The sequence below is a fragment of the Fulvivirga imtechensis AK7 genome (genome assembly GCF_000331535.1).
Taxonomy (GTDB): Bacteria; Bacteroidota; Bacteroidia; order Cytophagales; family Cyclobacteriaceae; genus Fulvivirga; species Fulvivirga imtechensis.
In genome coordinates this window covers 75,748-99,991 of sequence record NZ_AMZN01000046.1, presented here as the reverse complement: position 1 = coordinate 99,991, position 24,244 = coordinate 75,748, and the positions used below count along the sequence as shown (strand labels likewise).

Below are 24,244 nucleotides of genomic sequence, written 5' to 3'. Positions count from 1 at the left end.
GGTGCGTGTGGCATTGAAATTCTTAACGCCATTTTCTCAAGGCCGTTCTGAAAGCTATGTCATTATCCTCAAAATCAACTAAAGTTGTTGGTTGCCTCGGGATGACGTCTTAACTTAAGAGCATTGGAAGGGCCAGGGGAGGTTTGGGGAGTCCGAAATCCGGGCACTGTATCGAATTCAGGTTAACTTAAGAGCATTAAGGGCTCCCTAAAAGGAGTTAGCGAAAAGCAAAAAAAAGAGGCTTTCTCAAGCCCCCGATTATATGATATCCTGAGGGGGGACCTTGAGCTAGCCTCCGATTAAAAGAAAAGTGTTACCCTAATTAGAAAGATGATTATAAGTCATCTTCCACTTCTTCACCTTCCTCATCAAATTTTACCGCTTCAGTAACACCTTGTGGGTTAATGAAATGGATTTCGTAAACTACAGCGCCAGTTCTGGGATCGGTAGTTTTATAAGCTTTCGATGCTTTTCTGTCAGCATAGTCAGCTTGAATAGACTCATTTACAGCGGAAGGAAGCTGAGTAATTTGCACTTCAACTTTTTCTCCTTGTTGAGGAGTCTGTTTTTGCTCCATTGTTTGGTCACCTTGATCTTCAACTTGAGCTACTGCCGACTGATTGAACGCTACTACTCCGAATATCAACGCAGCAGCTATGGTTTTGATTAAAGTTTTCATATTCATTCTTAGTTTTAAAGGTTTACTAATTATTTTTTTAATCTGCTTAGCCATAGTATCATAACCGTGCCAAATACAGGCTCAGGCACACAAGAAACTGTATATCAGCAAGTAAGAAAAATAAGGGATTTTAATACCGGAAGATGCTGCTTTAAAGTTGTTGGAAAATCCAACACCTCGTAGGGGCGAAAGCGGAACAAGTGTGGCCGTAGAGTACTTTTGCTATGAGCTGTGTAGGGATGGAAGCGCTGCTAATTTTCACAAAATGAGCCTTTGCCTACCCATATTTTTTTAACATCTGGTTTTATGATACCGTCTTTTACAGCCGGGTCAGCCGTCAACACCTCATCTTCGACAGCACCTTGCATTACCATAATGCCTCCGTCACTGTTGTCGAAAAATCCTTCCACGATCACATTACCCGTTTGCAATAGTTCTTTTAGATATGCATCGTGCTGTCGCAGTAGCTCGGGGGCCTGCTGTACGTTAAATTTTGTTATAAAGGTATTGTACCTGATAAAGGTATAGGTTGCAAACTCAGCATCTTCATTTACCTTACAAGCGCCACCGTGCCGGACGTTCCAGGGCAGAATTTCGATATTGTAACGATCAGCCCTGATAGCAGGATCGGTATTTATCCATTCGCTGGCCTCTTTAGCGGATTGCGTATTTAGGATAAAGATCCCTCCGCCCCCTTCGAAAGGCCCTGCCACTATTAATTTGTCCTCTTTTGCAAGGCGCAGAATATTGGCCATATGACCGGCCTGTAAGCTATCTACCTGCTTTTTAGGAAGCACTTCTTTATCAGGTTTGCTGTTGAGAAATACAAACATGTATTTTTCCTGGGCTGCTGCTGTAATGCTAAACAACAGCAATGAAATCGAAAATAGTTTTCTTAAGATCATAGGTGAATGTAGAGTAGCTGCCACATTAAAATTGCACGGAGGAACCAAAAATAAATATAAAACTCGCAATAACCACATGTAGACTCGGAAAAAGCGGGTTTACATATTGCTCAACATCAAAGGAACGATAATTGATTTCAATTGTAAAACGTTCGATTAATTAAAATGAAATGATCAAAGCATTGGGAATAATACTGCTGCTGACCGGAGTTGTTGGCCTTATTCTGGGAGTATTTGGCATATTCGGAACACCACTTGTTGTGCTCAACTCATGGGCGTTGGCCATACTTGGGCTGATATTTTTCTCCTCAGGAATTGGGTTACTAAAACGAACCGGTGACACCAACAGATGAGCCTAAAGTTGTAGCAAGCCGTCTATCAGCCTTTCCATATCATCACTGGTATTATACAGGTGTGGCGCCACCCTGACCGCATCTCCACGCACAGACACCAGGATGTTTTCCCGGGCCAGCAAAGTCTTGAGCCGTTGCTGGTTGATACCTGCTTTGGCTCTTATTCCGAACAAATGTTCTCCACGATAGCGACTGTCTTCCACGATAAAATTGCTGTCATTTAAGCGCTTCAGCGCCTGTGCTGTAATTGAAGCACAATACTCCTGTATATTGGAAGGTTTCCAGGCATTGATCTGTTTCAGCGCTTCCAGCATCATAGGCACAAGTATAAAATTACTATGTTCCCCCACTTCATACCGCAATGCACCCGGTTGGTACGCGTCCTGATAGCTGACTAATGAAGCAAAATCCTCACTATCAGCCCTGTTGATCCAGTTTTCTTCAATAGGTTTTCCATAATCAAAATACTTACCATAGTAGGCCAACCCTATGGAATATGGTCCAAAGAGCCATTTATAACCTGCGCAGATCAAAGCATCAGGGGCTATTTCTTTAATATCGAATGGCAGTGCGCCTATAGATTGGGTGCCATCTATGACAAGTAACGCACCCACAGAATGGGTTTTTTCTCTTATAGCTTTTAAGTCGAACAGCGTGCCATCTGCCCAATGAACGTGAGCCATGGCCACAACTTTGGTGTTGGAATCAATCGCATCAAGTATCTTTTGATTCCACAACCTGCCCCTGTTTTGGAATGTATCCGGTGCCTTGATAGCTTTTAAGGTGGCTCCACTTCGTTCGCAGAGGTTTTTCCAGGGATAATAGTTACTTGGAAATTGCTCTCCCATAGTAATAATGCTCTCCCCGGGTTTAATATCTATGTTATTTGTCACAGAGGCTATTCCATAAGAAACTGAAGGAATTACTACAATTCGCTGATACTCTTCAGTGCCAATAAGTTTGCCAAATTCCTGTCTCAGTATCTCCGTTTCTGAGAAGAAATCCTCCGGGGCCACACTGGCAGGGTTTCTCTTTCTTCGTATTCCGGCTATACCCGCTTCTTCAACGCTTTTAAGCATTGGAGACATATAGGCGCAGTTCAGGTATATCTGGTTATCCGGCAGGTTGAACTTTTCGGATTGATTCTTTAATAATTGTTGTACTTCCATATTAGTGCGAATATAGCTACTCAAGGTTCAATGAATCTCTTAAATAGCTATCAGTAGTTTTATTTCTGGACCAGTAATCTATGTGGAGTTTCTTGTCAAAAACTGCCTCTGTAGTTAATAACTTACCCCCAAGGCCATTATACGATTCTTTCCAGGAAAGGATATGGTAAGGAAAAGCAGCGCTAAAACTTATAGATAGTTTGCGATTAGGGAAAGTCAGGGTATAAGTGGCTGTATCAGATTCTTGTATCAGCTCAGCAGTAGTGTCAAGAGGTTTTAAGTTATCATGAGCCATGCGAGTAAAAAACAGTCCCGGTACTACTTGTATGTTCCCGGTAGGCAGCGATTTGTAATTTAGCCTGATCCGGTTCCAAAGCTCGTCTTCAAGCAGCGCTGCATCTACTTTAGTTTCAAGATCTCCCTCCTGTTCAAAATACGAATAGGATCTTGTATTATAATGTTTACCGTCCAGATTCATCTGAGAAAATACATGTCCGCACCATTCCTGGCTTGACATAGTTAGCTTTAAAGTTTTGGGATGGTGATAGCTATCTATTGGCGTAAATGATGAGAGCATCATGGAGTAGGGATAGATACCCGTAGTAAATTTTTTAGTATAATTAAGCTTCATTACCGTTACATGATCGACTCCCGCTTGCTCCGGCTGATCCAATTTCACCTGTTTTGATCTGGAAAACGGTTCGGTTACAAAGATCAACACTGCCTTTCCATCATGGATCTCTCCGTAGCGTGACTGTTTTAAATTATAAGTAGCCACTTCTGCTTTTCCGGTGTACCAGTAATCATGAAATTGATCTTGGGTGTATGGCACGGCTACAGTATCTGAAATAGATCCTGTGCTTTTCTGACAATGGCTCAGGCTGGCGATGGTGAGCAGGGAGAGTATAAGATACGGCATAATTTTCATGGTCGGCTATGATTCACAGGTTAGAAAAATGTTCATTGGCTCAACTTTTACCAAAAGATACATATTTAACATTTTTATTAATAACTAACATGCTCTTTTGCAATTGGTATTAGCATCATATAAAGTTCTATATTTACCGGGGTTAAAGAAAATCTATATTTACTAAACAATTGGAGTGAACCAAAAAACCATGAAGATCTTTGGCCGGGGATGGTAAGAATTGACATTATTGTGTTACATCGTTGCGTGATACAAAAATTTGCCATGCCTTGTGTGAAACGTCAAGCCATTCTGCAGTAATGAGTTAAGCTTGTAGAAAAAGATACAAATGTTCAATATTCAGGAATTGCAGATGACAAAAACGAAATTTGCCGGATGGTTTTAGATCAATTTGTTGTATATTCAGGTATAACCTCTTTTTAACCGGGGTTACTTATATACTATAAGACTTATTAATGAAATGTATAATTAATATAAGTTGTTAGTTGGATGATAGAAGCGAATACATATCGTGGGATCGACTACGTGAGGGTTGGGGACTTGCCAAATGATCAAAAGGAAGCTATTCAAAATTGGCTGAATGAGGATGTGGTGATCAAAATACAAACGGAAACAGCACTATTGTCAGATTGTATTTTATACAAGGATTATCAACATTGGTTTGAGAAGATATTTACCAGTATAGTTCCGGTTGAAAATGAAAAAGTGAAGCCTGAATTTAAAACCCAGGCCAATCCTGTAGGAACACTGGCACTTGCTAATCCCAAACACCGATAGGAACAAATTCCAGCACATTGCCTTCCGGGTCATTGAAATAAAAAGATTCCTGGCCGCTTTTCCAAACCAGTTGATCGATGATTTTTATGCCCAATGAGGCTATTTGTGCTTTCACCGCATCATAGTCTTTTTGTTCTACCTCAAAGGCAAAGTGTTGATTTCCCTCTGCATAGTGTGGAGGAGGGGATTTTTTTGCCTTACTGTCCTCGGGATTGAAACATAGCAATACAGATGACCCTGCTCGAAAGAAGATATGCTTGCCGGGCTCATGGTGGATGATGCCTAAGCCCAGCTTTCCATGGTAGAAATCCTTGGCTGCGTCTAAATCTTTAATATACAGGCAGGTCTCTTTAATTTTTGTGATCTCTTTCATATCCGATTCTTTTGACAAAACGCCTCTTTTAATTGTACATATTCCTCCCAGATGTTGATGAGGATCTTTCCGGCAGGCAATACATCGTTTATCGCAGCAGAAATCTGACCAATTTCAAGTTCGCCTTCCTCGAGGTTGCCTTCAAATATGCCCAGGCGCGATCTCCTTTTACCGAGTATTGCCATTAATTCTTCTCTGCTTGCCCCCAAAGCTTCCGCATTGCGAACAGTTTCATAGAATTTGTTTTTTATTAATCTTACGGGAGCCAGCTCCTTAAGTGTCAATATGGTATCTCCCTCCTGGCTGTCCACTACCTTTTGCTTAAAGTTAGGATGCGCGGAAGACTCTTCACTAACGGCGAACCTGCTGCCCACCTGAACGCCATCAGCTCCCAGCGCCATGGCGCCTAACATACTCCTGCCAGTGGCCACACCTCCGGCTGCAATTAGCGGCACCGAAATAGCCTCTCTTATCATGGGTAGCAAACAAAATGTAGTGGTTTCTTCACGACCGTTGTGCCCTCCGGCCTCAAAGCCTTCAGCCACCACGGCATCCACTCCCACCTCTTCGCATTTTTTTGCGAATTTAATACTTGATACTACATGCACTACCGTGACTCCTTCGGCCTGCAGGGTTGCAGTCCATGTTTTAGGATTGCCAGCCGAAGTGAAAACAATTTTAACACCTTCTTCAATTATTACCTTCATTAACAGGTCGATATCAGGGTATAACAAGGGTACATTAACACCAAAAGGCTTTTGTGTGGCTTTCTGACACTTTTGGATGTGTTCACGAAGCACCTCCGGATACATAGAGCCCGAGCCTATAAGCCCAAGTCCACCGGCATTGCTTACCGCAGAGGCAAGTCTCCAGCCACTGCACCATACCATTCCGGCCTGAACGATCGGATATTGAATCTTAAAAAGCTTATTGATCCTGTTTTCCATAGTATTCTTTGTTGACTTAGCAAGGTGGTTTTTTCAAATGTAAAATTATTGAAAGACAAAAAGCAACCGCTTATAGGTTACTTCGGCCAAACTAACGGAATTTAGAGCAGGAATACTGTTGTTTAAAGGCTATTATTCTAACTTTGCAGCCAACCATTTAATGATCACGGAAATACGCTTATAGTGAAAATCGATAGCTTGCTGACAAAATTTCTCATTTGGCGCATTAAGCATGTCAGCAACAAGAATTTTGTATTATTTCTTGGGGGGATAATTGGAGTTATTGCCGGTTTTGCGGCGGTACTGCTGAAAGAAACCGTACATTTTATCCAGCACCAGCTCATCAGTGAATTTAGTGTTGAGAGCGGCAACTATTATTACATTGGCTTCCCGTTGGTGGGTATCTTAATAACCGTGGCCATTGCCAAATGGCTCCTCCGGGAGCGATTGGGGCATGGCATAACCCAGATCCTGTACGACATATCCAAAAACTCCGGCATTATTAAGCGGTCTAAAATGTACTCCCGTATGATTACCAGTGCCATCACAGTCGGTTTTGGGGGTTCTGTAGGTTTGGAGGCGCCAATAGTGGTTACCGGCTCTGCCATTGGCTCAAATGTGGGCCGGCTGATGCACATGAACTATAAAAAACGTACCCTGCTTATAGGCTGTGGCGCTGCCGGGGCTATTTCGGCTATATTTAACTCTCCTATTGCCGGGGTAATATTCAGTATGGAGGTGATACTGGCAGATGTTACCATTGCCATGTTCATTCCACTGCTGATCGCTTCGGTGACGGGCGCCCTCGTATCGCTTACACTTCTTGGAGATGATGTGTTGTTTTCATTCAGGCTGGTGGATAGTTTCAAAGCTAGTGATACCCCCTACTATATTTTGTTGGGAATTATCTGCGGCCTTGTATCAGTTTATTTCACCCGCATGACCTATAAAATAGAGGGCTGGATCGTAAAGGTAAAAAACGTGTTTGGCCGGGCCATCGTAGGCGGTATTTTGTTGGGCCTGATCATATTTTTATTTCCTCCGATCTATGGAGAAGGTTATAACACAATAAAATTACTTCTGGCAGGCAGGGAATTGGAGATCTTAAATACCAGTCTTTTTTTTGATGAGATAGATAACGTTATCCTGGTATTTGGATTTATATTTTGTGTGATACTTATAAAGCCCATTGCCTCGGCGCTCACCATCGGGTCAGGTGGTAGCGGAGGTATTTTCGCCCCCTCATTGTTCCTGGGTGGTGTCACCGGATTTTTCTTTGCCGCTGTTCTTAATGTTATCACGTGGGGTGATGTAAGTACCAGTAACTTTACCCTGGTAGGAATGTGTGGGGTGATGAGCGGCGTGTTATATGCGCCACTTACGGCCATATTCTTAATAGCTGAGATCACCAGTGGCTATGAACTGTTCGTTCCCCTGATGCTTGTCTCTGCAATATCTTTCAGTACCAGCTCTTTCTTTGAAAAGCATTCGCTATATACCAAGCATTTAATCGAAAAAGGCGACCTTATACAATACGACAAAGATAAGCAGGTACTAAGTCAAATTGATCTTACAAAGATCATTGAAACAGATCTTCTTCAGATTCCCCCTAAAGCCACCCTGAAAGAGCTCGTTGACCTCGTGCGTGTCTCAAAAAGGAATATTTTTCCAGTGGTAAATGAAAAGCAGGAACTACTGGGAGTGGTGACTTTGGATGATATTAGAAATGTAATGTTTGACAGAGAAAAGCAGGAAAAAACCATGGTGAAAGCTTATATGCATAGCCCACCTGCTTCAGTATCGCCTCATGAAAATATGCAATCCGTAATGAGCAAGTTTGAGATATCAGGAGCCTGGAATCTGCCGGTGATTGATCATGGAAAATATGTGGGATTTTTATCTAAGTCCAGAATTTTTAACACATACCGGAAGAAGCTCATCCGCTCTCATCAAGAGTAAAAAACCCCCTGATAATCTGACATTTTTACCTCTCGATTGAATAAATTTTTATTTTCGTCATTTAAGCCTTGACAAATTCCCTGAAATGGTTAATTTCGCAGCCCCTGAGTTGTACCTTCCAAGTTGTCCACAAAGTGTCCATTAAATTTGATGCATATAACTAACTGTATTACAGCTAGTTATACAAATCACCTTTAGCTATGTGGATAACTTTCGAAAAATGTGGAAAACTTTTTATTGACTTTTTAGATTCTTTATTTTGTCTAACTGATCATCAAAAAGCCAGCTATTTTTTATAGCTGTAGATCAAAACATTACATCAATCATACATGTTGTTCTGTGTTTAAACATATAAATTTTTCTTTACTTTAGTCAACTATATATCCCGGTATAAGGCGATCTTTTTATGTTACCGTTCTGTTAAGGGAATATAAACGCATTATTATTGCAGTCAGAATTTTCATAAATGTGTTTAAACACAAGAAATTTGCTTTTTCTTGAAAAAATGCAAATTCGAACTTGGAAAGGCTCCCGTAAAGGAAGAACTTTATTGCTTTAAAATCGTATGTTATTTACATTGGAATAATTATCCCGATAGAGGCAGGTCCTTGATAGAGGATCGGGACAGGCGGATGAAGAAGTTGGAAATTGGGAAGACCAAAGATCGAGGCCAGACTGGAAATATCAAACACAAAGTAGCAACCATTAACAATTTAGCAATAACAGAAACATCAAACATGAAAAATATTTTACTCCTTTTGTTTTGTTCTGTCGTGATGTCCTTTTCGGCTCTCGCCCAAAAAACGGAGGTAATTAAATTTGACCGGCTTCAGGCTTTGATGGATAAGAAAGGTGATAAAGTCACAGTAATCAACTTCTGGGCGACATGGTGTGGGCCTTGTGTTAAGGAATTGCCCTATTTTGAGTCCGTTGCCGCTGTGCGTCAGGATATCGAGGTCTACCTTATCAGTCTCGACTTTGTGGAGAAGTTGGATCGTGTAAATTCTTTTATTGAAAGGAAAAAGCTGAAATCCAGGGTGCTGCTCCTGGACGAAATAGACTACAACTCATGGATAGATCGCGTGGATAAAAGCTGGTCAGGCGCTATTCCTGCTACATTATTGTTGAATCCTGCTACCGGTAAAAGAAAATTTGTTGAAAGTGAGCTGGAAGAAGGTGAACTTGAGCAGTTAATTGAGGAAATATCAAACTAAACCATAAATAAAGTCATGCTAAAGATCAATTTATTATCTATTCTCTGCCTGCTGGTGTTTTTTGCAGGAGCTGATGTTAACAGCGGTTACCAGGTGGGTGACATGGTAAAAGATTTCAAACTCAAAGGTGTGGATGGCAAAATGGTGTCGCTATCTGATTATAAAGACGAAAAAGGGGTGATCCTTATTTTTGATTGTAATACATGTCCTTTCTCAAAGGCATATCTGGAGAGAATTAAAGGTCTTCATACTGCATATGCTTCCAAGGGATACCCTGTTGTTGCGATCAACCCGAATGATCCCGGGCGTTCTCCTGGCGATTCTTTTGATGCAATGGTATCTTATGCAAAAGATAATGGCTATGAGCATGCCTATTTACAAGATGCTGAGCAGGCGGTAGCTAAGGCTTTTGGAGCCTCTAACACACCACATGTTTTTGTGCTGGAGAATGCAAAAGAGGGCTTTAAAGTGGCTTATATTGGAGCTATCGACAATAATACCAAAGATGCTGAGGCCGCGGATAAACGATATGTAGAAGATGCCGTGGATGCCCTGCTGAAGGGGAAAAAACCGGAGACCTCAAATACTAAGGCTATAGGTTGTACCATCAAGTGGAAGTCAGTCTAAGCTAATTTTCAACTCATTTACCGGGTCTGTCAAAATGTGGCAAAAATGCTTACATTTGGCAGACCTGTTTTTATTAGCATAAACATAACTCTCATTATAAAATGGCAAAACCAGATTTGTCTTCAATACCGGACTTTTATAAAAACTATGTTCGCAATGTACAGGAAGAAGATCTCATTCCGGCTCTGATCAATAATGGCAACCTCACTATCGACCTGATAAAATCAATTCCGGAAGCCTCGGGGAACTACCGTTACGCAGCCGGCAAATGGAGCATTAAGGAGGTACTGGCACATATGATCGATGCCGAACGGATATTTGCCTACAGGGCGTTGCGATTTGCCAGAAATGATAAGACAGCGTTACATGGGTTTGAGGAAAATGATTATGCCCCTGAATCTAATGCTGAAAATCGTAAGTTGTATAAAATTCTGGATGAGTATAACAACGTAAGGGCCAGCACGGTTGATCTTTTTAGTAGTCTCAGCGAAGAGATGCTCAACAGAACGGGAACCGCCAATGGCAACGAAATGTCAGTATATGCCATCGGGTTCGTTATTGCAGGTCATGATGCACATCACCGAAAAGTTCTGAATGAGCGTTACTTATCCAGTTGACTCCTATATTTCTCTGTATGAAGTTTAACCACTGCCTCGTTTTTGCTACCATTATTTTTATAGCCTGTGCTCCTGTAAAGCGGGGCCCGGTTGTTAAATCAATTGAAGCATTTGAAAAGGAGTTTAGCCATCACACGGGCTTTGTGCTTTTCGACCCCGATAATAATGAAATGCTGATCAATTATAATGGAGAAAAATATTTTACCCCCGCTTCGAATACGAAAGTACTTACTCTGCTGACAGCCATTAAAACCATTGGTGATTCTATACCGGGTATATATTATACTGAAGCTGTAGATTCGCTCATGTTTTGGGGCACGGGAGACCCATCGCTTCTCTACGAAAAGCTACCATCCAGCGCAGTGTTTAGTTTCCTAAATGATACAGAAAAAGACCTTTACTTTTCTTCATCGAATTTTTATGACGATCATTTCGGTCCTGGCTGGGCCTGGGATGACTATAATTACACCTTTTCAAGTGAAATATCCCCCATGCCGGTGTTTGGCAACTACCTTACCGTAAGCAAAATGGCCGAGCGGGATTATCTGCACCTGGAACAGCCTTATTTCAAACAATTCTTCTGGTTGGGGGATAGCATAAAAGATGATACGGAAATAGTAAGAGATATTAATTCCAATAATATAATCTACTTTCCTTCCATCAAAGGCCGCTCTTTCAAAGAGCAAGTGCCGTTTCACTATTCTGATTATCTATTGACAGACCTTCTGTCTGACACCTTAAACAAAAGAGTAACTCCTGTCAGAAAGGCCTTGCCCTCAGACCGAAAAATATTACGAAGCATACCAGCAGACTCGGCCTACCGGATAATGATGCAAGACAGCGACAATTTCATAGCGGAGCAATTGCTTTTGGTGGCTGCGGGTCTGCTTACAGATTCGTTAGACGCGGAAAGGGCGATAGAATACTCCATTGAGCATTATCTGATGGGAATCCCGGATAAACCAGTGTGGGTGGATGGGTCGGGTTTATCAAGATATAACCTTATTACACCACGCTCGATGGTTTGGATATGGAACGAACTTTATAAGGCTGTGCCTCCAGAGCGCCTGAAGTCCCTTTTGGCTGTTGGTGGTCAGGCAGGAACACTCAAAAATTATTACAGAAGCACTGCCCCTTATATTTTCGGCAAAACAGGTACATTAAGTAACAATCACAACATCAGCGGCTTTATATTAACAAAGAAGGGTAAGCTATATATTTTCGCTTTTATGAATAACAACTATCCTGTGAAGGCCATTACAGTAAAAAGAAGAATGGAGCAAATATTGTGGGAGTTGCATACTAATAATTAGTGTCTCTAAGAAAACGTCAATGTTTGCGTTACGCTGTCCCAAAAATGCACTTCCCGACAACTGTACGGGACTACCGCTTTTTGGAACTTCGTCCCGCACTTTGTCAGGAACGTTTTCTTAAAGCCACTTAGAGTTTTCTTACAAACACTAATTAATTAAAGTTTTTCTAATGAAGAAAATCATATTCGGTAGTCTATTATTTCTTACTACTTTTTTCGCCCTGGGCCAGGAAGTGGTGGATAGCCTTGATTTTAAGATTGGCCAGATGCTGATTGTTGGGTATCCGAAACAAGACATTGGGCCCAACGAGCAAACGATTGATGATATTGCCAAAGGCAGGGTTGGCGGCATCATTCTCTTTGAAAAAAACATCAAGGCTGACAATTCATACATCAAGCTTAAGCAAATGACCTGGCAACTCCAGAAAAAGGCGCCTCTGCCACTTTTGATAGCGATTGATCAGGAGGGTGGCAAAGTCAACCGGCTCAAGGAAAAGTATGGCTTTCCTAAGACAGTTTCAGCTAAATATCTCGGAGAAACAGCTAATTTGGACACTACAAGGTTTTATGCGGAAATAACCGCTGCCACGTTGGCCGGACTAGGCTTCAATGTCAACTTTGCTCCGGTTGTTGACTTGTCTATATTTAAAGATAACCCAGTGATAGCCAAGATCGAAAGGTCATACAGCGCTGATCCGGATAGTGTGGTTATGCATGCAGCGGCCGTTATTGATGCCCATCGCGAATTTGGTATCATCAGTGTGCTCAAGCATTTTCCCGGCCATGGCAGCTCTCATGCTGATACACACCTGGGCATAGCTGATGTAACCGGTTACTGGCAGTCCAAGGAGCTCACTCCGTATCAGAAACTGCTTGCTGAGGATAAAGTTGATGCCATTATGACCGCACATATTGTAAATAAACGCCTCGATGAAGAAGGCCTTCCCGGTACGCTTTCAAAAGCCATAATGACAGGACTATTAAGGGATAGCCTTCATTATGATGGTGTGATTTTCTCTGATGACATGCAAATGCACGCAATCACCAAGCACTATGGCCTTGAAAAGGCAATTAAGCTTTCTATTTTGGCAGGCGTTGATATACTGATGTTCAGCAATAACATCCAGGGGAGTGAAAGCAGGACAGTGGATGCTGTGCATAACATAATAAAGAAGCTTGTAGTAGATGGAGAGATCACCAGTGAAAGGATCGATCAATCTTTCAAACGCATTTTGGAGCTAAAATCAAAGCTCAATGAAAAACAATAATACCAAAATGGCCGTTCTCCTTGCACTGTCAAACCCTCGTGAGCGTATTGCTCCTTTTGTATGCGTTCATTCAGAAATCAGAAGCTGAGAGCTTCGAATGAGGACAGAAAAAAATTAACGATTCAAAACCAATTGTTGCAAATACAACTGGATAGCCTTCAGCAACTGCAAAAATATTAAAGCAACTGAACAGAGGCTCATAGGCTCGGCCAGTAGAAGTTTGAAAAGTAAATACAGATGAACGAACAAGAGATACTACCATACCACGTGATAGAACCTGAAACCGGTCGGGTGCCCATACTGATCAGCGTTCCACATAGTGGTACGGCTTTTCCTGATAATATTAGAGATCACTACGATCAAAAACTAATAGAAGCCCCTGATGATACGGACTGGTTTGTGCATAAGCTGTACGACTTTGCCCCCGCCATGGGTATTACTATGATACGCGCGGAATACAGCCGATGGGTCATAGATCTTAACCGTGATCCTGAAAGCGCTCCATTGTATGACGATGGCAGATTGATCACGGAACTCTGCCCTACCTCAACTTTTGCCGGTGAACCTATCTACAAAGATCACCACATGCCCGGCAGAAAGGAGATAGAGAGAAGGCTTGAGGTGTATTACTGGCCCTATTACAATAAAGTGTCAGAAATATTGAAAGCCCTGAAAAGTAAGTTCGGAAAAGTGCTTTTGTGGGATGCTCATTCTATCAGGCAGTATGTTCCGCTGATCAGAAAAGAAGTTTTCCCTGATGTTATCCTGGGAGATAATAATGAAAAAACCGCAGACCGCCTTTTGATTGAGACCGCCTTGGTATCTCTGAAAAATAGTAAACTGAAAGTAGAGCACAACTATCCGTTTAAAGGAGGACATCTTACCCGGTATTTTGGTAAACCGGAAGAAAAACAGCATGCTTTGCAACTGGAGATGACTAAGATCAACTATATGGATAACAAAGAGATCCATTATGATATCGACCGGGCCAATATAGTTCGTAAAAGGCTTAAGGCAACATTTGATAACCTGATCAAACAACTCAAATCATTGTAATGAAATGAGTATACCTGACATAGCCATCAGGATGAATAACCGGCAGTAGCAATAGAAGTCGGAAGCATCGGGCCAACTTTCAAAAAAACAGGAAACAGGAAACTGAATACTCAATACTAAAAATATACGCATGAAATCCTACAAGTTCAAAGCACTGCTGCAACAGGAGGGCTGGATTGATAATGCTGTTGTTACTATTGACAACAGCGGTATAATTAAGGAAATATCTGCTGGCACTGCCGGTGAAGCAGAAGTAGTCAATGGATTTGCCATGCCTGGATTTCAAAATGCGCATAGCCATGCCTTTCAGTATGCTATGGCCGGTATTGCGGAGCGTCATGAAAACCATGAAGCGGCAGATGACTTTTGGACGTGGCGGGAGGCCATGTACCAACTGGCCCTTACCATGGAGCCTGAAGATATTGAGCATGTAGCCACTATGCTATATGCAGAAATGGTGAGGCACGGTTATACCCATGTGGCGGAGTTTCACTACCTGCACCACGATAAAAACGGACAGCCATATAATAACCTTGCGGAGCATGGAGAAAGGCTGATAGCAGCAGCAGCGAATGCCGGCATAAAAATTACGCTGGTGCCAATGTTCTACCAAAAAGGTGGCTTTGGCATGGACCCTCAGCCACGGCAGCGAAGATTTATCTCACCCACCATTGCCGACTACTTCAGGCTGTTGGAGGCATCCCATAATGCAACAAGAGCCTATGAAGGGGCATCCCTGGGCTATGGTATCCATTCGCTACGTGCGGTGCAGCCCTCAGATATTAACACGACCATAAAGGAAGGCCCTAAAAACATACCGTTCCATATCCATATAGCAGAACAGCTAAAGGAGATAGAAGATGCTAAAATATATCTGAAGCAGAGGCCTGTAGAATGGCTGCTGAACAATACTGAGGTAACGGATCATTTCCACCTGGTACATGCAACACACCTTACAAAAGAAGAAATTCATGGCATAGCTCGCTCAGGGGCTAATGTGGTATTATGTCCCTCTACGGAAGGAAATCTTGGAGATGGTATATTTCCGCTGAAAGAATTTCAGAAAAAGGGAGGCAGATGGTCTATCGGCACAGATAGTCATGTAGGATTGAACCCACTGGAAGAACTGAGAATACTCGATTACGGCCAGCGACTGACTTCACACCAGCGCAACACTTTTGTTGCTTCAGGTGAGCCCGATAGTGGCGCTTATGGCTATAAACAGGCGCTGCTGGCAGGGAGAAAAGCAATGGGTAATGAGAACACTTACTATTTTGAGGCAGGAAAACCTTTCGATGCTGTTGTTTATAATGCAGAAGCTGCGCTGTTAGCCAGTTCTTCGGCTGAAAACAGGCTTTCCTCCATAGTTTATGCTGCTGATGTAGCTATGACATTGGGCACCATTATCAACGGAAAATGGAAGGTAAAAAATAATATACATAGTGATCACCGGGATATTGTGAACAACTTTGTGCAGTGTGTAGCCAAGCTGAAGATCAGGTAATTTTATTTTTCAGAACATCACAATCAGGTATTTGTTACAGTTTAAACCCCGTAATCTATGAAAGATGTAAAGCTAAAAGTATATCTCTCCGGTGAGATCCATAGCGACTGGAGGGGTGATCTGATCAATGAAGCAGAACGCCTTTTGTTGCCTGTGGAATTTCTGACGCCAGTAATTACTCATGATGCCAGCGATAATGTAGGAGTAGATATTCTGGGCGTTGAAGAGAACGACTTCTGGAAAGACCACAAAGCGGCTAAGATCAACGCTATCAGAATTAAAAATGGAATAGAAAAGTCAGATGTTGTTATTGTGAAGTTTGGGGAAAAGTACAGGCAATGGAATGCGGCCTTCGATGCGGGATTTGCTGCGGCCATGGGTAAGCCGTATATCGTTATACATCCGAAAGAGTTCACTCACGCACTAAAGGAAGTGGATGGCCAGGCAATGGCCGTGGCAGAGCATACTGATCAGGTGCTTAAAATTCTTGAATATCTGACACTGCAGGAGTAAAAGATCACTCGCTGCGTATACAGCGGCATCTCCGAGCCTGATTTTTGGTAGTTTCGTTAGGAGTTCCGGTGCTAAAGCTTATCCCCCACGCCATGTTGGTAGTGAGCTCGGTGGAAGTCCAGTACGCTTCCAGGGAATAGTCGCTGATCAGGTAATTCTGTTTAAATACTGCATCTAACTCCGCTCTGGAAGGTAAATACCAGTCGTCATAGCCATAGGCATTTAGGTCGTCACAAAGCTTAGCCGCATAGTTTCCGTCACCGTGCGCCTGTATCAAAGCGGCAGTATTAGCGGCCCCATCATGGTCAGAATCTGCAGCGGTATCTCCAAAAGGAGCGAAGATGATCCCGGAAGCATTATCGGTAGGGTATACGTAAATGCTCTTTCCTCGGAATCGTATGGCCACAGGTTGGGTTGGGTCAGGCAAGTGACCACCTGCCGATGGCAAAGTAACTGTGTTGCCGTTGGAAATGGAGAGCTGATTCCCATCAATAGACAAAGTTTGACTGTCATTATCAAGCGGCAAGGTAATAGTATTCCCATTGCTGATAGTCAATTGTTGTTCCTCAATGCTCAAAGTCTGAAGCTCATTGGTAGGGTCGGCATCTGCGTCATCCACATTATCGGCTGTTCGTGCATGGATGGCATAGGGGACGCTTAACAGTTGCACTTCGTTCAGTAGTTTAAACTGTGTGCCTCCGGTTTCATCAATTTCTATTTTTAGAAAATGATCACCACTCCCCCAGTTAATATCCCGGAAATTTTTGAAGACAGGGTTTCCCTTTCCTATCTGGAGGCTTACCATTCCGAATTCATCCGTGTTGGCTATGTGAAATTCGGCAAATACACGTTGTTTGTCCGTTGCCGACCGAAGTATTGTTACAATAAATGATACCTTTTTATTGGCCAGAGGCTCTCCCCCGGCACCTTGGAGTGCCGCCTGGTACCTGAAAGATGCAGGGCTTTGTGCTACCACTTCAAAAGAAGTGATACATATGAATACCAGCAGGATAGCAGTTAATCTATTCATAGCTCAGGCTTTTTGTTACTTTTAATTTTATCGGCTGTTTCATGGTACTTCCTTCCACTACCAGTATGTATATCCCCGGAACGTATGGTGACATTGATATTTGTTTCAACTGAGCCTGCTCGCCACCAAGTGTTTCCAATAAGGTTCCCCGGGTATCATATATTTTATACTGTAGGTCTGTTACACCTATTGGATTACTCCACTTGATATATAAGAAGTCTTGAGTGGGATTAGGGTAGATTTCATAATATACATGTGCCGGTTCAGTATCGATACTTGTTACGGTAAGGATAAGATTACTTCTGACAAAGCCCTGGCTGATGGTGACGCCACGAACTGTTGATGTACCGCCGGTTACTTCTCCTACACTCCATACTCCCTTTATGCCGTTGCTATGAAATGACCCTCCCGCAGGAGAAACCAGATAGCTATTGACATCCTGTGCTTGTGCCAATGCGGTAAACATAAAAGGTATAAGAACCAGAAGCCGCAGCATAGTAAATTAGGTTGATTTTTCGTCAGGACACACCTGTCTGTCGATTAATACAACACTTTATCGAAAAGTAACCGGAAACCATCCGGAGGGTAAAGTTGTTGATAGAGATGGCTAATAAGCTTAAAATTCGCTATTAAATTTCGTGGCAATTGCGTAAGTTAATATTCATAAGCGTGTTGTCTATGCCTTATTACAAACATTTGTTTGCGCTTCTATTAGTGTTTTTTCAGTTGCCTGTAGCCGGGCAACAGGTGGATACGGCTATGGCAGCCAGAGAATTGGTCAATGATATTTTATTAGGGAATGGTGTAGCCGTTGGCAATGTGAAATTTAAAGGGGCAAAATATGCCATAGGCATCTACGAAGATAGTTTGAACGAAATCGGAATGACGAAGGGCATTGTGCTAACCTCTGGTAGTGTTTTATTGATAAAAGGGCCTAACAAATCACCACGGACAGGCTGGGCAAGCAATGCCCCCGGTGACGATGACCTCAATGCAATAGCCAGAGGAGAAACTTATGATGCCTCGGTGCTCGAATTTGATTTTGTAACCGCCTCTGAAAACCTGGTTTTTGAATATGTATTTGCTTCGGAAGAGTACCTTGAATATGTGGGGTCCAAGTTCAATGATGTTTTCGGCTTTTTTATAGAAGGCCCCGGGCTTCCTAAAACAAATATTGCCAGGCTGCCTGACGGGAGGACTCCCATTACAGTAAACACAGTCAATAATGAGCAGAACAGCGAGTATTATCGCGATAATACTTATGTAAACACAACGGATCCTTTTGTATGGGATGTCCGAAACAGAAAAGTAGTGCAGAATAAATATTACCTAAAGGAGGAGATCCCTCCGAAATACAATATACAATTCGATGGATTTACCACAGTACTTGAAGCACGGTGGAAAGTAATCCCTAACCAGGTATATCATATCAAACTGGCCATTGCGGATGTTGGGGACGGCATTCTCGATTCGGGGGTAATACTTAAGGGTGGCTCTTTCAGAAGCTATGGTGAGCAACAGGTGGACATCAGCGCTCACTTCAAAGAAGTACCGGAACCACAAACAGCCATCACGAAAAAGGCATTGATACCGACAAGTACCGGTATTCGCACGAGAGGTATTCCCAGAGAAATGAAGATCGGGAATATAGAGTTTGATTTTGATAAATACGATATTCCTCCGAAGGCCAGCGATGTACTCACTCAAGTGATCGACCAATATCACCAAAATCCGAAGTCCACCATTTTGATCACCGGACATACTGACAACTGGGGTTCCGATGATTATAATGAGAACCTGTCTAAAAACAGGTCTGATGCAGTGGCCACAGCACTCCAGGCTCTGGGCATACCACAGGAAAGACTGGTAATCCAATATAAGGGAGAGCGGTTGCCACTATTGCCTAATGATACCTCGACCGGCCGGGCGAGAAACCGAAGGGTAGAACTAATAGTTGCGTACTAGTTGCTGGTGTCTGGTCACTAGCCGCTGGTCGCTGGTTACTGGTTACTAGTTGACAAGTGAGGTTAACAGGTATTTCTAGAAACTAGTCACACTAGAAACTGGAAACTGTGAACTGAGAACTGTGAACTGAGAACTGTGAACTGAGAACTGAGAACTGAGAACTGAGAACAGTTAAAGCCTCACCTCGTCTTCGTAGTCCACAGGCACTTTGATGGGTAAGCCATGCACTGTCACTTTTATAAAACCACGGTAGTGTACCTTCATTTTCTTGCCTCCCAGCATACTCAATACGCTTTTTAGAAGGCCTACCTCTTTCATATTAAAAGTAGCATCCAAAGGCACAGTAAACTCTGCATTTGCGGGTATTTTCGTTTTCATCGAATGCTCGATCTGGCCGATCTTCTTGCCTTCCAGCTCCACATCCACTTCTACCTTTCGAAGCTTCATGCTGACACGGTTCGGATTAAAAAAGATAGCGTCAGCATTAAGCAATGCCTCCTTCCCTGTTACTTTGGTCACCTCTACATTGGTTACTCTTTTTAGTACCGGAGCTTCCTCAGGTCTGGTGCAGCCGGTTAAAACGATTACAATAGCTATTATTGATATTAAGCATTTACTCCTCATAGGTCCAAGACGCATGTTGATTCAGTTTGTTACTTACTTAACTATAATCATACCAAATTATTTTTAATCAGACACAACGATCGTACATTTGCTGTGTATATACTACAATGAATATTACTACCGACTCACTGGAGTTCATAGCTGATAACCTGGCCAATCAGGATTATGCTATCGTGGACCATTTCCTTTCTTTGGAAGAAGTAAATGCCATTCTGGAAGTTTTCGCCCTTCATCAGGACAATGACAAGTTTAAAAGAGCCGGCATTGGAAAGGATGAAAACCTGCAGTACGACAGGAGCATCCGTGGCGATTACATCAAATGGATTGATCCGCAAAATGCTATGCCACCAGTAAAGCTTTTTTTAAGTAAAATAGATGAACTGAAGGATTATCTCAACCGTACCTGCTTCCTCGGCATAAAAGATTATGAAACACACTTCACGATCTACCCTCCAGGGTCATTTTACAAGCGCCACCTGGACCAGTTTCAGAACGATGGCGCCCGGAAGATCTCCTTCATATGCTATCTCAATAAAAACTGGCAGTCCGGTGACGGTGGTGAGTTAAGGCTTTATCTCGGTGATGAGGTAAAAGATGTGGCCCCCACAGCCGGAAAACTGGCATGCTTTAGAAGTGAGATCATTGAGCATGAAGTGTTGCTATCGAAAAAAGACAGGTTCAGTCTTACCGGCTGGATGCTGAATCATCCGGTAGGGCTGGGCTTTGTGGTGTAGGTGTGCTTAAGTTATTCTTGCAGAAAGTGGCAGGTTTTTCATTCACCATTATTTATCACTCTTCTATTTCCAGTTCTTCATAATAGTTTTGAAGCTCCAAAGCCCTGCTTTTAACAATCCGCATCCTAGTGCCAGCCGCAATCGGTCGCCACATGGTCCCCTCCAATTGGTTATAATAATGGGCATCAATGAGACTGAACTCCTTATCCCTGTACACGATCCACTGTCTTTGAGCCTCTTTTAGTGTTTCTTTATTTTCTTCGTTTAACGCAGCCAGATATAGCTGATAGTATTTGTTCAATTCTTTATCCCATGCTTCGCTAGCCTTTGTCATGCATTCTATTGCTGCCGCAGTTGGCGTAGCTTCTTCCAGGCATAGATCTAGTTCCTTATCTATAGGATGTTTGATCTGCGCAAATATTACTGAGGTAAATGATGAGAATACAACAGCCAATAAAATTCTTTTCATAGATGACATACATTAAAATAAATTTGAATGTACTAAATTTTCCGTTACCGGCTCACATAAAAACTGATTGGAGGTAAGCGACCCGCTTTATTTATCTTGTAAGAGTTTGTTTAACTCACTGATCCTCGCCAGGTGATGGTCATCGTGCTCTGCTACAAAAAGGAAAAGATCCACCACACGCATGGGCTGATGTAGCCTGGGGTGCAGGGCATACTTAAAAGCGTCTTCTTCGTTTAGCTGAGTTAGCTGTGCTACCGTTGTTTTCCGAAGATTCTGAAAGTCAAACAACAGTTGATTCACATCCTTTTCGTTATGCCCGGCAGCATCGGTTTTCTTATTCTCCAGGTCTGCGGTTCTCAAATATTCAGCGCCACCCAAAATATCCCCAAGTCTGTCTTGCCAAAGTGGCTCAAGGTCAACAAGGTGGCCGATATTCTCCTGAATTGACCATTTTTCCTCGTGTTGTACGGTCAGGTGTTCCTTAGGAATTAAGCCGATTTTATGATTGAGGCGAATGGGGGTGCCTTCCAGTCTTGCGATTATAGAAGGCAAAATATTCTGCTCAGAGGTAAACTCAAATTTTCGATCAAACCATTTTACTTGTTTCATTTCAATTGTATTTTGTTTTCCAGGTGTGTTTACATAGGCCTGCTTATGGCTAATACCATGTTATCTTCATTATCCGGGTCTTTTTTCTCACAAATAAGGCTAAAACCATTCTTTTCTAATAGAGTAAGAGAAGCTTTGTTTTTATAATGAGTATATGCTTCAATTTCAACAAGGGTTAATATTCCGAATCCAAAATCCAATACTGCCTGTAAGGCTTCCTTCATTATACCCTGATGCTGATATTTTGGATCCAGTTCGTATCCTATCTCCGCTTTTCTTTTGTCAACTGAGAAGTTCCATAAGCAAATAGAACCGATCAATTCAGGAGTCTCTTTTAAGGTGATACCCCAATAGAAATTCTCTCCATTTTCTATCCCTCTGATGATCCTTTTCAAAAAAGCTCTGGCATCTTCGAGACTACCGGCCTTTGCTCTTTTGATATACTTATTTACCTCCTTGTCAGACCGGAGAAATAAGACAGCCTCACCATCTTCTTCAGTTGGTTTCCTGAGTAAGAGGCGTGGTGTGGTTATTTCAGGGAATGGTACGAGTCCAGGCTTCATCCGATATGATGCTTTGCCAACTATTCCGGAAACAAAGACCGGTCAATGTTGGGAATTACATTTAATGCATTTTTATAATACAGTTTTTTCAGCACCTCATCGTCAAGGTCAAGGCCGTACATGCGCCAAAAGGCATGATAACGCTTGTAATACGGAAAGTATTCATCTGCAGTCTCCAATACGCGGAAATAAGTGTAATATTCCTCGGGATTCCAACTGTCTTTGCCAAACATTACCCTGTCCTGGTATTTCGAGAGAAACGCCTTGGCCGCTCGTGGCTGACGTCCCAGCTCGGCTATTACAGCGCCTATTTCCGAATACATATTCGGGTATTGGTCCATCAACTTTCCCAACTGTTCCAGGTCATTGCCATACCAGCCCAGGTGTGCATTAATAAATTTGGTGCTGGGGTGCTTTTCAAAAATATGGTGCTGTTCCTTCATTATTTGTTCCCAGGGAGCGGGGTCCGTGTCAGTACGCTTTCTGCCTGGCCTTACTTTGAGCTCCAGCCAGCGTTCATTTTGCTCATCATGAGGCTCCCAGAATTGCCTAGGATCAGCGGCATGGATCAGCACAGGGACCCCTAACTCACCACATTTCGCCCATACCGGATCCATTCGCGGGTCATCGATCGCTACACGCTGACCATCGATAACTGCCATGGTCTGGCTTTTATATATCTTAAGCCCGTTAGCTCCCAATTTAACATCATCTTCAATCTGTTTTACAGTGTTTTCAGTCCAGTCGCGCTCATTAATGTTGCTGATGTCAATGTTGGTGAATACTATAAAACGATTTGGAGCTGTTTTTTGTGCATTTTCCAAACTTCCTTTCAGGTGCTTTTCCGATCCTCGTCCCCGTCCGCTAAGGTTGACCATCACAGCCATATTAAGCTGGTCCATCTCCTTTATCAATAGCTTAAGATCCTGGTCAGGCATGTTAAACTGGTGATTGTGTACATCGATGAAAGGAAATTTTGCCGTGGTAACGATATGTTCCGGTACCACCAGGGTAGATGGTGGATCGTATTTTTCCCAGTCCATTCGGGGCTCACCGGTATCGCCATTGCCTTGTGCGGAAGCATAAGAAGTGGTAAATAGAAAAGATAGGAACAAAAGATATCTGTACATAGGAAAATTGTTTACACTACTTACGTATCCGGGAGACGGATGTTTTAAAAAAATGATGTGGCATGTGGGAGAGGAAGAGGCTCCCGTCAAAGGGGGAAAATGCTAGATCAAATTATCGTGAACTTTATTAGCACTGTCCTCCGCAGGCGGAGGTGGCCAAAGGCCGGAGGTGGAGAAATGCACTCAGGAGGAGAGTAGTGCAGTGTTTTCGATGCAAACTTGTCTTTCACTCAATACTAGCAGTTAGGTTGCCTGCTGCTTCTGCCGATTGCCGACTTTGTTTTTGAGGATCCTGAATATTTTCTCCGTTGCTCTACGAAAATTTCAGGATGACGTGGTGGTTTGCGATCGCTGTTTCCTCAGTTTCTTCTATGGTTAATGATGTATCATTATTCACAAAATCAACTGAAGTTATTGGATGCTTCGAGATGACTGAGCTTCTTAAAAGAGCTTTTCTTAAAGCCACTAACTAAAGAAAACATTGGGAGGGGAAAGAGGGGGCCGGGAGGCTTGACATTCCTCCACAGCACCCGTGCAATTTAATCTTTGAAGTGTCCTGACATAAATAGCGCTGCGCCGGCCAAAGCTGTATCTTTTAACAGGCTCGTCATTGCATTCTGATCACCTCCGATGGCAGCGGGCAAATGAATAGTCAGTACAAAGATCAATAGCATTGCTGCCAGAAGCAACGTAGCCAGTGACGCCTTCTTTTGAATAATAATGCTGATACTGGCGGCAATAAGTCCCGCGCCTGTGAGATAGATCCAGAATATGCCTCCGGGGATCCAGGATGGTACCATTCCGGCCATTTGTTGCCCGTTAATAAAATGAAATGCTCCAAAGAGCAAAAATGGGATGGCATATAGGTATTTTCCTATGGTAGTTTTCATGATATGTGGCTTTTAGGTGGTCGATCGTT

Annotated in this window: 27 protein-coding genes; 13 read left to right on the top strand and 14 right to left on the bottom strand. The window is 42.7% G+C overall.

Annotated features, from left to right (window positions below; genetic code table 11):
* Positions 1-334: 334 nt before the first annotated feature.
* Entirely contained in the window at positions 335-733 is a 399-nt protein-coding gene (locus C900_RS13660; protein ID WP_157494026.1) for a hypothetical protein, read from the bottom strand.
* Between the two features lie 197 nt (positions 734-930).
* A complete protein-coding gene (locus C900_RS28475; RefSeq protein ID WP_009580553.1) occupies positions 931-1,584 on the bottom strand; it encodes a YciI family protein in 654 nt (217 codons plus the stop codon).
* A gap of 170 nt (positions 1,585-1,754) precedes the next feature.
* Here C900_RS28475 and C900_RS13650 point away from each other — a divergent pair, with 170 nt between their 5' ends.
* Positions 1,755-1,937, top strand: a complete 183-nt coding sequence (locus tag C900_RS13650) for a hypothetical protein (protein ID WP_009580552.1) — start codon at positions 1,755-1,757, stop codon at positions 1,935-1,937.
* A gap of 2 nt (positions 1,938-1,939) precedes the next feature.
* Here C900_RS13650 and C900_RS13645 read toward each other — a convergent pair whose 3' ends face one another.
* Positions 1,940-3,106: an aminotransferase class V-fold PLP-dependent enzyme gene (locus C900_RS13645; protein ID WP_009580551.1), complete on the bottom strand. Its 1,167-nt coding sequence runs from the start codon at positions 3,104-3,106 to the stop codon at positions 1,940-1,942.
* A 16-nt stretch (positions 3,107-3,122) separates the two neighbouring features.
* Complete coding sequence (locus tag C900_RS13640) at positions 3,123-4,025, bottom strand: hypothetical protein (RefSeq protein WP_009580550.1); 903 nt, start codon at positions 4,023-4,025, stop codon at positions 3,123-3,125.
* A 498-nt stretch (positions 4,026-4,523) separates the two neighbouring features.
* Here C900_RS13640 and C900_RS13635 point away from each other — a divergent pair, with 498 nt between their 5' ends.
* The gene (locus C900_RS13635) at positions 4,524-4,811 is read left to right on the top strand and encodes a hypothetical protein (protein WP_009580548.1); all 288 of its coding nucleotides are present in this window, start codon (positions 4,524-4,526) and stop codon (positions 4,809-4,811) included.
* On the opposite strand, the gene C900_RS13630 is transcribed toward C900_RS13635, so the two are convergent.
* Together C900_RS13630 and C900_RS13625 are read right to left on the bottom strand one after the other, a co-directional pair.
* Positions 4,792-5,184, bottom strand: a complete 393-nt coding sequence (locus tag C900_RS13630; RefSeq protein WP_009580547.1) for a VOC family protein — start codon at positions 5,182-5,184, stop codon at positions 4,792-4,794. The two genes, C900_RS13635 and C900_RS13630, sit on opposite strands and share 20 nt — an antisense overlap.
* Complete coding sequence (locus C900_RS13625) at positions 5,181-6,131, bottom strand: NAD(P)H-dependent flavin oxidoreductase (RefSeq protein WP_009580546.1); 951 nt, start codon at positions 6,129-6,131, stop codon at positions 5,181-5,183. Before C900_RS13625 ends, C900_RS13630 begins: the two co-directional genes overlap by 4 nt.
* Before the next feature lie 183 nt (positions 6,132-6,314).
* Between C900_RS13625 and C900_RS13620 the strand changes: the two genes are divergently transcribed.
* The 9 genes from C900_RS13620 to C900_RS13580 all read left to right on the top strand — a co-directional run bounded on the left by C900_RS13620 (position 6,315) and on the right by C900_RS13580 (position 16,201).
* The gene (locus tag C900_RS13620; protein WP_157494025.1) at positions 6,315-8,090 is read left to right on the top strand and encodes a chloride channel protein; all 1,776 of its coding nucleotides are present in this window, start codon (positions 6,315-6,317) and stop codon (positions 8,088-8,090) included.
* A 737-nt stretch (positions 8,091-8,827) separates the two neighbouring features.
* Entirely contained in the window at positions 8,828-9,304 is a 477-nt protein-coding gene (locus C900_RS13615; protein WP_040496784.1) for a TlpA disulfide reductase family protein, read from the top strand.
* Positions 9,305-9,319: 15 nt separating this feature from the next.
* Positions 9,320-9,931, top strand: coding sequence for a thioredoxin family protein (locus C900_RS13610; protein WP_009580543.1), 612 nt, complete (start codon positions 9,320-9,322; stop codon positions 9,929-9,931).
* A gap of 101 nt (positions 9,932-10,032) precedes the next feature.
* Entirely contained in the window at positions 10,033-10,548 is a 516-nt protein-coding gene (locus C900_RS13605; protein WP_009580541.1) for a DinB family protein, read from the top strand.
* Positions 10,549-10,565: 17 nt separating this feature from the next.
* Positions 10,566-11,861: a D-alanyl-D-alanine carboxypeptidase gene (locus C900_RS13600; RefSeq protein WP_009580540.1), complete on the top strand. Its 1,296-nt coding sequence runs from the start codon at positions 10,566-10,568 to the stop codon at positions 11,859-11,861.
* Between the two features lie 169 nt (positions 11,862-12,030).
* Positions 12,031-13,128 (top strand): glycoside hydrolase family 3 protein, encoded by a 1,098-nt coding sequence (locus C900_RS13595; RefSeq protein ID WP_009580539.1) that lies wholly within the window; start codon positions 12,031-12,033, stop codon positions 13,126-13,128.
* A 237-nt stretch (positions 13,129-13,365) separates the two neighbouring features.
* A complete protein-coding gene (locus C900_RS13590) occupies positions 13,366-14,184 on the top strand; it encodes an N-formylglutamate amidohydrolase (RefSeq protein WP_009580537.1) in 819 nt (272 codons plus the stop codon).
* 130 nt (positions 14,185-14,314) lie between these two features.
* The gene (gene hutF / locus C900_RS13585; protein WP_009580536.1) at positions 14,315-15,688 is read left to right on the top strand and encodes a formimidoylglutamate deiminase; all 1,374 of its coding nucleotides are present in this window, start codon (positions 14,315-14,317) and stop codon (positions 15,686-15,688) included.
* A 57-nt stretch (positions 15,689-15,745) separates the two neighbouring features.
* Positions 15,746-16,201: a YtoQ family protein gene (locus tag C900_RS13580; RefSeq protein WP_009580535.1), complete on the top strand. Its 456-nt coding sequence runs from the start codon at positions 15,746-15,748 to the stop codon at positions 16,199-16,201.
* A 4-nt stretch (positions 16,202-16,205) separates the two neighbouring features.
* Here the strand turns inward: C900_RS13580 and C900_RS13575 are convergent, their stop codons facing one another.
* A complete protein-coding gene (locus C900_RS13575; RefSeq protein WP_009580534.1) occupies positions 16,206-17,231 on the bottom strand; it encodes an Lcl domain-containing protein in 1,026 nt (341 codons plus the stop codon).
* A complete protein-coding gene (locus C900_RS13570) occupies positions 17,224-17,727 on the bottom strand; it encodes a T9SS type A sorting domain-containing protein (protein WP_040496769.1) in 504 nt (167 codons plus the stop codon). The genes C900_RS13575 and C900_RS13570 overlap by 8 nt, the downstream gene beginning before the upstream one ends.
* Positions 17,728-17,876: 149 nt before the next feature.
* Between C900_RS13570 and C900_RS28470 the strand changes: the two genes are divergently transcribed.
* Entirely contained in the window at positions 17,877-19,196 is a 1,320-nt protein-coding gene (locus C900_RS28470) for an OmpA family protein (RefSeq protein ID WP_157494024.1), read from the top strand.
* Positions 19,197-19,367: 171 nt separating this feature from the next.
* Here C900_RS28470 and C900_RS13560 read toward each other — a convergent pair whose 3' ends face one another.
* On the bottom strand, positions 19,368-19,820 hold the full coding sequence (locus tag C900_RS13560; RefSeq protein ID WP_040496768.1) for an LEA/WHy family protein: 453 nt from the start codon (positions 19,818-19,820) through the stop codon (positions 19,368-19,370).
* Positions 19,821-19,927: 107 nt separating this feature from the next.
* Between C900_RS13560 and C900_RS13555 the strand changes: the two genes are divergently transcribed.
* Positions 19,928-20,554 carry a 2OG-Fe(II) oxygenase gene (locus C900_RS13555; protein WP_009580530.1) on the top strand — a complete coding sequence of 209 codons (627 nt, stop codon included), beginning with the start codon at positions 19,928-19,930 and terminating at the stop codon, positions 20,552-20,554.
* Positions 20,555-20,609: 55 nt separating this feature from the next.
* Here the strand turns inward: C900_RS13555 and C900_RS13550 are convergent, their stop codons facing one another.
* The 5 genes from C900_RS13550 to C900_RS13530 all read right to left on the bottom strand — a co-directional run bounded on the left by C900_RS13550 (position 20,610) and on the right by C900_RS13530 (position 24,215).
* Complete coding sequence (locus tag C900_RS13550) at positions 20,610-21,023, bottom strand: lysozyme inhibitor LprI family protein (protein WP_040496767.1); 414 nt, start codon at positions 21,021-21,023, stop codon at positions 20,610-20,612.
* A gap of 87 nt (positions 21,024-21,110) precedes the next feature.
* Positions 21,111-21,632, bottom strand: coding sequence for a DinB family protein (locus tag C900_RS13545; protein WP_009580528.1), 522 nt, complete (start codon positions 21,630-21,632; stop codon positions 21,111-21,113).
* Positions 21,633-21,661: 29 nt separating this feature from the next.
* Positions 21,662-22,195 carry a GNAT family N-acetyltransferase gene (locus C900_RS13540; protein ID WP_009580527.1) on the bottom strand — a complete coding sequence of 178 codons (534 nt, stop codon included), beginning with the start codon at positions 22,193-22,195 and terminating at the stop codon, positions 21,662-21,664.
* 20 nt (positions 22,196-22,215) lie between these two features.
* Positions 22,216-23,325 (bottom strand): amidohydrolase family protein, encoded by a 1,110-nt coding sequence (locus C900_RS13535; protein ID WP_009580525.1) that lies wholly within the window; start codon positions 23,323-23,325, stop codon positions 22,216-22,218.
* 539 nt (positions 23,326-23,864) lie between these two features.
* Positions 23,865-24,215 (bottom strand): DoxX family protein, encoded by a 351-nt coding sequence (locus tag C900_RS13530; RefSeq protein WP_009580523.1) that lies wholly within the window; start codon positions 24,213-24,215, stop codon positions 23,865-23,867.
* Positions 24,216-24,244: the final 29 nt, after the last annotated feature.

What these genes read in the sequence shown, in the direction of transcription:
- C900_RS13660 (WP_157494026.1), bottom strand. Translation starts at nt 733, where the DNA reads ATGGCTAAGCAGATTAAAAAAATAATTAGTAAACCTTTAAAACTAAGA.
- C900_RS28475 (WP_009580553.1), bottom strand. Translation starts at nt 1,584, where the DNA reads ATGATCTTAAGAAAACTATTTTCGATTTCATTGCTGTTGTTTAGCATT.
- C900_RS13650 (WP_009580552.1), top strand. Translation starts at nt 1,755, where the DNA reads ATGATCAAAGCATTGGGAATAATACTGCTGCTGACCGGAGTTGTTGGC.
- C900_RS13645 (WP_009580551.1), bottom strand. Translation starts at nt 3,106, where the DNA reads ATGGAAGTACAACAATTATTAAAGAATCAATCCGAAAAGTTCAACCTG.
- C900_RS13640 (WP_009580550.1), bottom strand. Translation starts at nt 4,025, where the DNA reads ATGCCGTATCTTATACTCTCCCTGCTCACCATCGCCAGCCTGAGCCAT.
- C900_RS13635 (WP_009580548.1), top strand. Translation starts at nt 4,524, where the DNA reads ATGATAGAAGCGAATACATATCGTGGGATCGACTACGTGAGGGTTGGG.
- C900_RS13630 (WP_009580547.1), bottom strand. Translation starts at nt 5,184, where the DNA reads ATGAAAGAGATCACAAAAATTAAAGAGACCTGCCTGTATATTAAAGAT.
- C900_RS13625 (WP_009580546.1), bottom strand. Translation starts at nt 6,131, where the DNA reads ATGGAAAACAGGATCAATAAGCTTTTTAAGATTCAATATCCGATCGTT.
- C900_RS13615 (WP_040496784.1), top strand. Translation starts at nt 8,828, where the DNA reads ATGAAAAATATTTTACTCCTTTTGTTTTGTTCTGTCGTGATGTCCTTT.
- C900_RS13610 (WP_009580543.1), top strand. Translation starts at nt 9,320, where the DNA reads ATGCTAAAGATCAATTTATTATCTATTCTCTGCCTGCTGGTGTTTTTT.
- C900_RS13605 (WP_009580541.1), top strand. Translation starts at nt 10,033, where the DNA reads ATGGCAAAACCAGATTTGTCTTCAATACCGGACTTTTATAAAAACTAT.
- C900_RS13600 (WP_009580540.1), top strand. Translation starts at nt 10,566, where the DNA reads ATGAAGTTTAACCACTGCCTCGTTTTTGCTACCATTATTTTTATAGCC.
- C900_RS13595 (WP_009580539.1), top strand. Translation starts at nt 12,031, where the DNA reads ATGAAGAAAATCATATTCGGTAGTCTATTATTTCTTACTACTTTTTTC.
- C900_RS13590 (WP_009580537.1), top strand. Translation starts at nt 13,366, where the DNA reads ATGAACGAACAAGAGATACTACCATACCACGTGATAGAACCTGAAACC.
- hutF (WP_009580536.1), top strand. Translation starts at nt 14,315, where the DNA reads ATGAAATCCTACAAGTTCAAAGCACTGCTGCAACAGGAGGGCTGGATT.
- C900_RS13580 (WP_009580535.1), top strand. Translation starts at nt 15,746, where the DNA reads ATGAAAGATGTAAAGCTAAAAGTATATCTCTCCGGTGAGATCCATAGC.
- C900_RS13575 (WP_009580534.1), bottom strand. Translation starts at nt 17,231, where the DNA reads ATGAATAGATTAACTGCTATCCTGCTGGTATTCATATGTATCACTTCT.
- C900_RS13570 (WP_040496769.1), bottom strand. Translation starts at nt 17,727, where the DNA reads ATGCTGCGGCTTCTGGTTCTTATACCTTTTATGTTTACCGCATTGGCA.
- C900_RS13560 (WP_040496768.1), bottom strand. Translation starts at nt 19,820, where the DNA reads ATGAGGAGTAAATGCTTAATATCAATAATAGCTATTGTAATCGTTTTA.
- C900_RS13555 (WP_009580530.1), top strand. Translation starts at nt 19,928, where the DNA reads ATGAATATTACTACCGACTCACTGGAGTTCATAGCTGATAACCTGGCC.
- C900_RS13550 (WP_040496767.1), bottom strand. Translation starts at nt 21,023, where the DNA reads ATGAAAAGAATTTTATTGGCTGTTGTATTCTCATCATTTACCTCAGTA.
- C900_RS13545 (WP_009580528.1), bottom strand. Translation starts at nt 21,632, where the DNA reads ATGAAACAAGTAAAATGGTTTGATCGAAAATTTGAGTTTACCTCTGAG.
- C900_RS13540 (WP_009580527.1), bottom strand. Translation starts at nt 22,195, where the DNA reads ATGAAGCCTGGACTCGTACCATTCCCTGAAATAACCACACCACGCCTC.
- C900_RS13535 (WP_009580525.1), bottom strand. Translation starts at nt 23,325, where the DNA reads ATGTACAGATATCTTTTGTTCCTATCTTTTCTATTTACCACTTCTTAT.
- C900_RS13530 (WP_009580523.1), bottom strand. Translation starts at nt 24,215, where the DNA reads ATGAAAACTACCATAGGAAAATACCTATATGCCATCCCATTTTTGCTC.